This window comes from Diaphorobacter sp. J5-51, assembly GCF_001023515.1.
Taxonomy (GTDB): Bacteria; Pseudomonadota; Gammaproteobacteria; order Burkholderiales; family Burkholderiaceae_C; genus Diaphorobacter; species Diaphorobacter nitroreducens.
Map to the genome: position 1 here is coordinate 1 of NZ_JSYI01000114.1, position 7033 is coordinate 7033.

The following is a 7033-nucleotide window of genomic DNA, read 5'->3' on the forward strand; positions in this document are numbered from 1 at the left end:
ATCACAGTATCAATGGGGCTGCTGGAGCTAAATAGATACCCCTTATGTTTGTACAGCCATGATAGCAGTGGCGGGGGCTGCAGCGGCCAGGAGCCCCCGCAGGCGACGCGGGCGCGCTACGCCTTGGCGGTGGAGAGGGGCGTGCCGGGGAGCCGGTCGCGCCGGGCGATGAATTCGCGGGCCGCCTGGGCGCGCAGGGTGGCACGGCCCAGCCCGGTGATGGTGATGACGCGTGCCGAGCGTACGGATTCGCCTTCGCCGGGCAGTTCAGCCTGCACCATGCCCGCGGCGCGCAGAACACGCAGCTTGTCCACCTCTGCCTCACCGACGACGGGGGCGGGAAACTGGTCCCGCTGCGCAAGTTGACGGAGAAGTTCCATGGGCATGTGACTGGCTCCCGGTGCTGCGCCGCGCAAACGGTGCGGCGGACGGGGTGATTGTGGCCCCTGGGGCGAGGCCGGTACAACAAAGGCCCCGTTCTCAAGTGGGCAGTTCGGCGCCGTGCGCTGACCGACAATCCCACCATGACTGTGTCTTCGCGCTCCACCTTCCTGCCCCTGTCGCTGCTGGCCGCGCCGCAGCGGGACGACCCGCACCCGCTGGTGCTGTACCACGGCCGCTGCGCCGACGGTTTTGCCGCCGCGCTGGCCGCCTGGCGCTTTTATGGCGGTCAGGTCGAATGCCTGGGGCTGACCCACGGGCAGGTGGCCACCGTGGACGACCTGCCGCCGCTGCAGGGGCGGGCCGTCTATGTGCTGGACTTTGCGTTTGCGCCCGACCTGCTCGCCGCCATCGACGCGCGTGCCGCCCGGCTGGTGCTGCTGGACCACCACAAGAGCGCGGCCGAGCAGTTGGAGGGCTTTGCCTGCCGCTGCGGTGGCCTGCACTTCGACATGGGCAAGTCTGGTGCGCGCCTGGCGTGGGAGTTTTTCCACCGTGACGCACCACTGCCCGCCTTGGTGCGCCACGTGGAAGACCGCGACCTGTGGGCCTGGCAGTACCCCGACACCGCGGGCTATGTGGCGGCGCTGGACATGGAGCCGTTCGACTTCGCCCGTTGGCAGCAGATCGCCGACTTCACGCCCGCCGAGACGGCGGCCTTCGTCGCGCGCGGTCAGGCCATGGACGAGAAGTTCCGCCACCTGGCGCAGGACGTGGCGGGCGGTGCGCAGCCGCTGGTGTTCAACGGCGAGGCCGGGCTGATGGTGAATGCGCCCGGCGCCTTCCACAGCCTGGTGGGCGAGTTGCTGTCGCGCCAGAGCGGCACCTTCGCGCTGATGTGGGTGGTGGGCAAGGACGGGCAGGTCAAGGTGGGCCTGCGCTCGCAGCGCGGCTACGACTGCTCGCCCCTGGCCGTGAGCATGGGCGGCGGCGGCCATGCCCAGGCCTGCGGCTTTCGCCTGCCTGGCGAGCGGCTGGCGCAGTTGCTGTCCGGCGTGTTCCAGGCCGACGAAACGGGTGCGAGTTCCTAGCCAAAATGGCCCGTAGCGCTCGATGGAAAAGCGCGAACAGCTATTGAAATGATAGTCGCCTACCGATGCCGGCGCCGGTAGTCCCAGGGCGCCTGCGGGCGCGGCTGCGACCACAGCCCGGTCTGGCTGGCGCGTGCCTGGCGCTGCAGCGCCACCAGGTGCGGATAGCGCTGGGCCTGCGGTGCATAAACCCAGGCCAGGCCGGCGCGCACCTGGGCCGTGCCCACGTCCTGCCCCTGGCAGCGCACGTGCGCCAGCGTGCGGCCGTAGTCGTCGTGGCCCAGCGTGCGCAGGGCAGCCTGCTGGCGAAAGCACAGGCGCGCCAGGTTCTGGCGCGCGCGCTGGCCGAAGGCCTGGCGGCTCTCGGGCGCGTCGATCGCCACCACGCGCACGCGCTGCGGGCGCCAGGCCCCCGGCGTGCCGCAACGCACGGTGAGCGTGTCGCCATCGCTGATGGCAATCACAAGGCAGAGGAGGGCGGCAGCGGACACAGGTGGGGCAGAGGTGAAGAGCGGATAAAAGTGCGGCGAGGCGTGGGCGTGGGCCGGCATGCGACCGCGCAGGTGTCGCACGGTGACGCCGCAAGGGCGCGCACTATAACCGTGTCGGATGCGCGCTTGCAGGTCCGCGCGGCGTCGCGGCCTTGCCCGTACCGGTTGCCTAAAAAATGGGCGATGCGCTGCAGCCCAATGCCGGCGCGGCCTGCGCGGGGTTGTCCCGGCGGTTGTCCACAGGGCCGCCCACAGGCGGTGGGCATAAGTGGTGCGGCGGCGGGGCGCGCGCCAATGGCCGACAATCGCGGGTCGCACGCGGGCAAAGGCCTGCCCTTTCCTCGTTCGGGTACATGCCTGCTGTTCTCATCCGGATGCGTGCCTGTTGTTGTCTTGCCCGAGGCGGCGACGTTGCGTTGTCGCCGGGTTTCCCGCATCGTTTCTTGTCCACCTGCTGCCGTTTGTGATCCAAGGTCTTGTTGCGTCCATCGTCGCGTCCGTTCTGTTCGGCGCCATGTATTACCTGGCACCGGCGCTGGCGCCGCTGGATGGCGAGCAAATCTTCGGCTGGCGCGTGCTGTGCACGCTGCCGTTCACCACGGCGCTGCTGCTGGCGCGCGGGCAGTGGCCGCGCGTGCGCCTGCTGGCTGCGCGCGCGTGGCGGCAGCCGCTGCTGGCGCTGGGGCTGCTGGCCAGCGCCGCCATGCTGGGCGTGCAGCTGTGGCTGTTTTTATGGGCGCCGCTGCACGGGCGGGCGCTACCGGTGTCGCTGGGCTACTTCCTGCTGCCGTTGGTGATGGTGCTGGCCGGGCGGGTGCTGTACCGCGAGCGGCTGTCGCACCTGCAGTGGCTGGCCACGGCACTGGCGGGCGCGGGTGTGCTGCACGAGGTGCTGCGCGCCGGCGGCATGTCGTGGGAGACCTGGCTGGTCGCACTGGGCTACACCGCGTATTTCGTGATGCGCCGGCGCCTGGGCACCGACCACCTGGGCGGCCATTGGCTGGACATGCTGCTGCTGGTGCCCGCGGCGCTGTGGTTCGTGGTGCGCGCGCCGTCGTCCCTGCCGCTGGTGCTGGAGCATGCGCACTTGTGGGCGATGGTGCCCGTCCTGGGCGTGGTCAGCGCCGTAGCGCTGGCGCTGTACATGGCCGCCAGCCGCCTGCTGCCGCTGGGCCTGTTTGGTCTCTTGAGCTATGTGGAGCCGGTGCTGCTGGCGCTGGTGGCGCTGGCGCTGGGCGAGAGCATCGGCGCGGCGCAGTGGCCTACCTATGGCCCCATCTTCGCCGCCGTGGCGCTGCTGGTGCTGGACGGCGCACTGCGCCTGCGCCGCCCGGCCGTGCAGGTTCAAGACAAAAAGCCGCTCTAGCGCCCATCCATCAAGCGCTGGCAGCTATTAAAATCGATGCAAACGGTGCCATTCGCAGCGCCGCACAGCCACCCGAGGGAGCCCCCACATGCACGCCACCGTGCCCCATCCGCGCCAGCGTTTGCGCGCCTTTTCTGCGGCGGGCGTGTGCTTCGCCCTGGCCACCGCTGGCCTGCTGGCGCTGCCCGCCACGCCCGCGGGCGCGCGCGATGCGTCCACCGCCTGGGGCAAGCGCCTGGTGGAGTCGTTCGAATTGACGCCCGAAGACCTGGCGCGGCTGGCGCGACACCAGGACAAGACGGCCGGCAGCAAGCCCGCGGGCTTTTTCTCCGAAACGGTGGCCTGGAAGGCGCCGCGCGCGCTGGACCTGCCCGCCAGCGGCAACCCCTACACGCTGGTGGTGCACGTGGCCGGCGTGGCCCAGGCCGACGGCGAGGGCCTCACGCGCTGGATGGCCGGCTGGGACACGGACAACGGCACGCGCCTGTCGATGGTGCAGGGCGCTGCGTTCGGGACGGGTACGCGCGCGGGCCAGGTGCTGCAGCTGGCGGGCACGGCTGGGCCAGTGAGCTTCAAGGAGGACCGCAAGGTGGCGCCGGCGCTGGAGTTCGCAGGCGCGAGCAACCTGCGGCTGGACGGCGTGCGCGTGGAGGTGTGGTCCGGCATGCGGCGCAGCTCGTTCGTCGAGCTGCTCATGTCCGCCGTGCCGCTGCTCACGGGTGTGGTGTTCCTTGCGCTGGTCGTCTGGTGGCGCAAGCGCTAGCGCCGCGCGGCGCAACTGCACACCGTGCAGGCCGCCCGGGGCGCTGGCGGGCGCGTGCCGCGCTAGAAGCCCAGCGGCTGGCCGGGCTTCCAGGCGTCGGCCAGGCGCTCGGCCTCGGCAATGTCGCTGGGATGCAGCTTGTCCTTGAGGCGGACCAGGCCTGCACGCGCGCTGGACGGGTAGTGCTGCTCGGTCAGCAGCGCGTCGCGCACCGGCGCGGCGCGCGAGGCGCGTTCGGCCAGCGTGAGCAGCATCCACGCGGGGACGGGACGTTGGCTTACGGGATCGGCGCCCCGCGCGTAGAGCATGCCCAGGCTGTACAGGCCCGCGCCGTCGCCCTGGCGCGCCGCACGCAGGTACCAGTTCTCGGCCAGTGAGGGCTGGCGCGGCACATGTTCACCGCGCTCATACAGACCCCCCAGGCGCACGGCGGCGGTGGCATCGCCCGCGCGGGCGGCGCGCTCCAGCCATTGCAGCGCCTCGGCCGGGTCCAGCGGCTGGCCGATGGCGTTGCGGTAGCTGCTGCCACCCAGCAGCATGGAGCCCAGCAGCACCATGGCCCGCGGCTCGCCCTCATCGGCCAGCGCGCGCACGGCAGGCAGTGCCTGGGCGCCTTCGCCCATGCGCCACTGGTGTTCCAGTGCATCGATGCGCGCCCGCCCGTCCTGCACGGCGCGGGCCTGGCTGACATCGGCGGCGCGGCTGTCGCTGGCGGCGCGTTGCTCCTGCTGGGCGCTGCGCTGGCGCTCGCCGTTCCACTTCCAGCCCAGCAGCGCGGCCCCGGCCAGCACGGCGCTGCCCAGGGCGATCCAGGCCCAGGGCAGACCCGCGCTGGCCCGGGCGCGGCGCGGGTCCAGCGGGACGGGCTGGGTATCGTCATCTTCATCGTGGCCCGCGCGTGCGCGTGGGCGCGGCGTGGCCTTGTCGTAGACCACCGCGCAGCGCGGGCATTGCCAGGCGGGGGCGGTGTCGCTGGCCTGGCGCGTGTAGTGGCAGCGTGGGCAGGTGCGTGCGACGTGCGATGAGGCCGCAGCAGGCGCGGGTTGCGTGGGCGCGGGGTCGAGCGGGGCGAGGGACAGGCCGTCGCCAGGGTTTGTGGTCATGGTGTTCAGTTCCTCCCGCCGCGATTGTCGCTGCTGGGTGGAGGGTGCTGAGCGTAAGTGAAGAATCCGGCGCAAAGCCAATGCAGGAAAGCGCCAGCAGCTCTACTTTTTGCGGTGGTGCGGCACTGGGGAGGGCGGGCTGGCGGGCTGCCAGCAGCCCGGCTCCAGCCCGTCCAGGGCGTAGGGGCCGATGGCCGCGCGCACCAACCGCAGCGTGGGGTGGCCCACGGCGGCGGTCATGCGGCGCACCTGGCGGTTGCGGCCTTCGCGGATGATGAGTTCGATCCAGCAGTCGGGAATGTTCTGGCGCACGCGGATGGGCGGATCGCGCTCCCAGAGGGCGGGCGGCGGCTCCAGCCGGCGCACGCGTGCGGGCAGGGTGGGGCCGTCGCCGAGCTGCACGCCATGGCGCAGGGCCTGCAGCGCGGCCTCGTCAGGAATGCCCTCCACCTGCACCCAGTAGGTCTTCTCCATCTTGTGGCGCGGATCGCTGATGCGTGCCTGCAGCGCCCCGTCGTCGGTGAGCAGCAGCAGCCCCTCGCTGTCGGCATCGAGCCGCCCCGCCACATAGACGCCGGGCACGTCGATGAAGTCCTGGAGCCCGCGCCAGCGCCCCTCGGGCGTGAACTGGCTCAGCACGCCATAGGGCTTGTTGAAGCGCAGCAGCCGCGCCGCGCGTTGGGGGGCGGGCGCCGGCGCGGCCGCGGGGCGGCGCAGCGCCAGGCGCGGGCGTGGGGCAGGGGGCGTGCTCATGCGGGCAGGAACAGGGCCGGGTCCACCATGGTGCGGTTGAGCATCACGCCCCAGTGCAGGTGCGGGCCGGTCACGCGGCCGGTGGCCCCTACCTTGCAGAACGCATCGCCCGTGCGCAGTACGTCACCCACCTGGCAGTCCATGCGGCTGAGGTGGCAGTACATGCTGAGCAGGCCGCCGCCATGGTCCAGCCACACGGTGCCGCCGTTGAAGAAATAGTCGCCCACATCGATCACTCGGCCCGCCAGCGGCGCGGCGACAGGGGTGCCCGTGGCGGCGGCAATGTCCATGCCGCTGTGCGGATTGCGCGCCTGGCCGTTGAACACGCGCCGCAGACCGAAGCTGCTGGAGCGCCGTCCCGGCACGGGCTGACGCATCTGCAGCTCCTCTGGCAAGGGCGTTGAAAAGGTGGCCATGACGTGCTGCTGGTGCGCGCGCTCACGCTCGTGGCGGGCCAGGTCTTCGGGTGCCAGGTCCACCGTGCGCGGTGCCACGGTCAGGCGCTGCTCGCGGTACTGCTTGGCTGCCACGCGGTAAGCCACGTGCCGCGCCGGTGCGGTCGGCGTGGCCTGTACCGTCACCTCGGCCTCGCCCGTAGGCGCGGCCAGCGGGATGCCGACGATGGCCGTCCACTCGATCGCATCGCCCAGCACCAGCACCGGGACGTCGCCCGCGTGCACCGCCGGCCGCTCGGCCGCGGGGCCCAGCGACAGCCGGGCCACGCCCCCGGGCACGGCCAGGGCCTGCGGCCATTGCTGGGCGGTGCCCGCCCGGACCAGCGCGGGCATGCCGGGCGCCAGGGCGAGGCCCAGCGCCTGCAGCAGCGTGCGGCGCCGTGCGCCTGAGGGGGAAAGGGGCGGAAAAGTGGGGTCGCAAGGAAATGGCACGGCCGCAGTGTAGAGCGCTCGTGGCCGGCGCCTGCCCACCGGGTGGGCATGGTTATGCGCAAAGCTAAGGTTCTCATGCGCGTGCGTGGCAGTGGTCCATAATCCGCACCCAATGCCCTGGGCGCCATGGTGCCCGGGGCATTGCCACGTCTGAGCTTGTCAGAAATTTTGTGTGTGAGGCATAGCATGTCGACAAGG

General features: G+C 71.5%; 8 protein-coding genes. 3 read left to right on the plus strand and 5 right to left on the minus strand.

The genetic code is table 11. The features are described 5' to 3' along the window. Positions 1–116: 116 nt before the first annotated feature. Positions 117–380 (minus strand): hypothetical protein, encoded by a 264-nt coding sequence (locus tag OX89_RS14125; protein ID WP_231403416.1) that lies wholly within the window; start codon positions 378–380, stop codon positions 117–119. Positions 381–524: 144 nt separating this feature from the next. On the opposite strand from OX89_RS14125, the gene OX89_RS14130 reads away from it, so the two are divergent. Continuing rightward, on the plus strand, positions 525–1472 hold the full coding sequence (locus OX89_RS14130; protein WP_047351103.1) for a DHH family phosphoesterase: 948 nt from the start codon (positions 525–527) through the stop codon (positions 1470–1472). Positions 1473–1531: 59 nt separating this feature from the next. Here the strand turns inward: OX89_RS14130 and OX89_RS14135 are convergent, their stop codons facing one another. Further along, entirely contained in the window at positions 1532–1963 is a 432-nt protein-coding gene (locus OX89_RS14135; RefSeq protein WP_234305580.1) for a thermonuclease family protein, read from the minus strand. Positions 1964–2426: 463 nt separating this feature from the next. On the opposite strand from OX89_RS14135, the gene rarD reads away from it, so the two are divergent. Beyond that, positions 2427–3329 carry an EamA family transporter RarD gene (gene rarD / locus OX89_RS14140; protein WP_047351105.1) on the plus strand — a complete coding sequence of 301 codons (903 nt, stop codon included), beginning with the start codon at positions 2427–2429 and terminating at the stop codon, positions 3327–3329. An 88-nt stretch (positions 3330–3417) separates the two neighbouring features. Continuing rightward, entirely contained in the window at positions 3418–4092 is a 675-nt protein-coding gene (locus OX89_RS14145) for a hypothetical protein (protein WP_047351106.1), read from the plus strand. Between the two features lie 62 nt (positions 4093–4154). Here OX89_RS14145 and OX89_RS14150 read toward each other — a convergent pair whose 3' ends face one another. The 3 genes from OX89_RS14150 to OX89_RS14160 all read right to left on the minus strand — a co-directional run bounded on the left by OX89_RS14150 (position 4155) and on the right by OX89_RS14160 (position 6736). Further along, a complete protein-coding gene (locus OX89_RS14150) occupies positions 4155–5195 on the minus strand; it encodes a tetratricopeptide repeat protein (protein WP_047351107.1) in 1041 nt (346 codons plus the stop codon). A gap of 102 nt (positions 5196–5297) precedes the next feature. Beyond that, complete coding sequence (locus OX89_RS14155) at positions 5298–5948, minus strand: pseudouridine synthase (RefSeq protein WP_047351108.1); 651 nt, start codon at positions 5946–5948, stop codon at positions 5298–5300. Further along, positions 5945–6736: a peptidoglycan DD-metalloendopeptidase family protein gene (locus OX89_RS14160; RefSeq protein ID WP_369799295.1), complete on the minus strand. Its 792-nt coding sequence runs from the start codon at positions 6734–6736 to the stop codon at positions 5945–5947. Before OX89_RS14160 ends, OX89_RS14155 begins: the two co-directional genes overlap by 4 nt. Between the last annotated feature and the right edge of the window lie 297 nt (positions 6737–7033).

What these genes read in the sequence shown, in the direction of transcription:
- OX89_RS14125 (WP_231403416.1), bottom strand. Translation starts at nt 380, where the DNA reads ATGGAACTTCTCCGTCAACTTGCGCAGCGGGACCAGTTTCCCGCCCCC.
- OX89_RS14130 (WP_047351103.1), top strand. Translation starts at nt 525, where the DNA reads ATGACTGTGTCTTCGCGCTCCACCTTCCTGCCCCTGTCGCTGCTGGCC.
- OX89_RS14145 (WP_047351106.1), top strand. Translation starts at nt 3,418, where the DNA reads ATGCACGCCACCGTGCCCCATCCGCGCCAGCGTTTGCGCGCCTTTTCT.
- OX89_RS14150 (WP_047351107.1), bottom strand. Translation starts at nt 5,195, where the DNA reads ATGACCACAAACCCTGGCGACGGCCTGTCCCTCGCCCCGCTCGACCCC.
- OX89_RS14155 (WP_047351108.1), bottom strand. Translation starts at nt 5,948, where the DNA reads ATGAGCACGCCCCCTGCCCCACGCCCGCGCCTGGCGCTGCGCCGCCCC.
- OX89_RS14160 (WP_369799295.1), bottom strand. Translation starts at nt 6,736, where the DNA reads ATGCCCGCGCTGGTCCGGGCGGGCACCGCCCAGCAATGGCCGCAGGCC.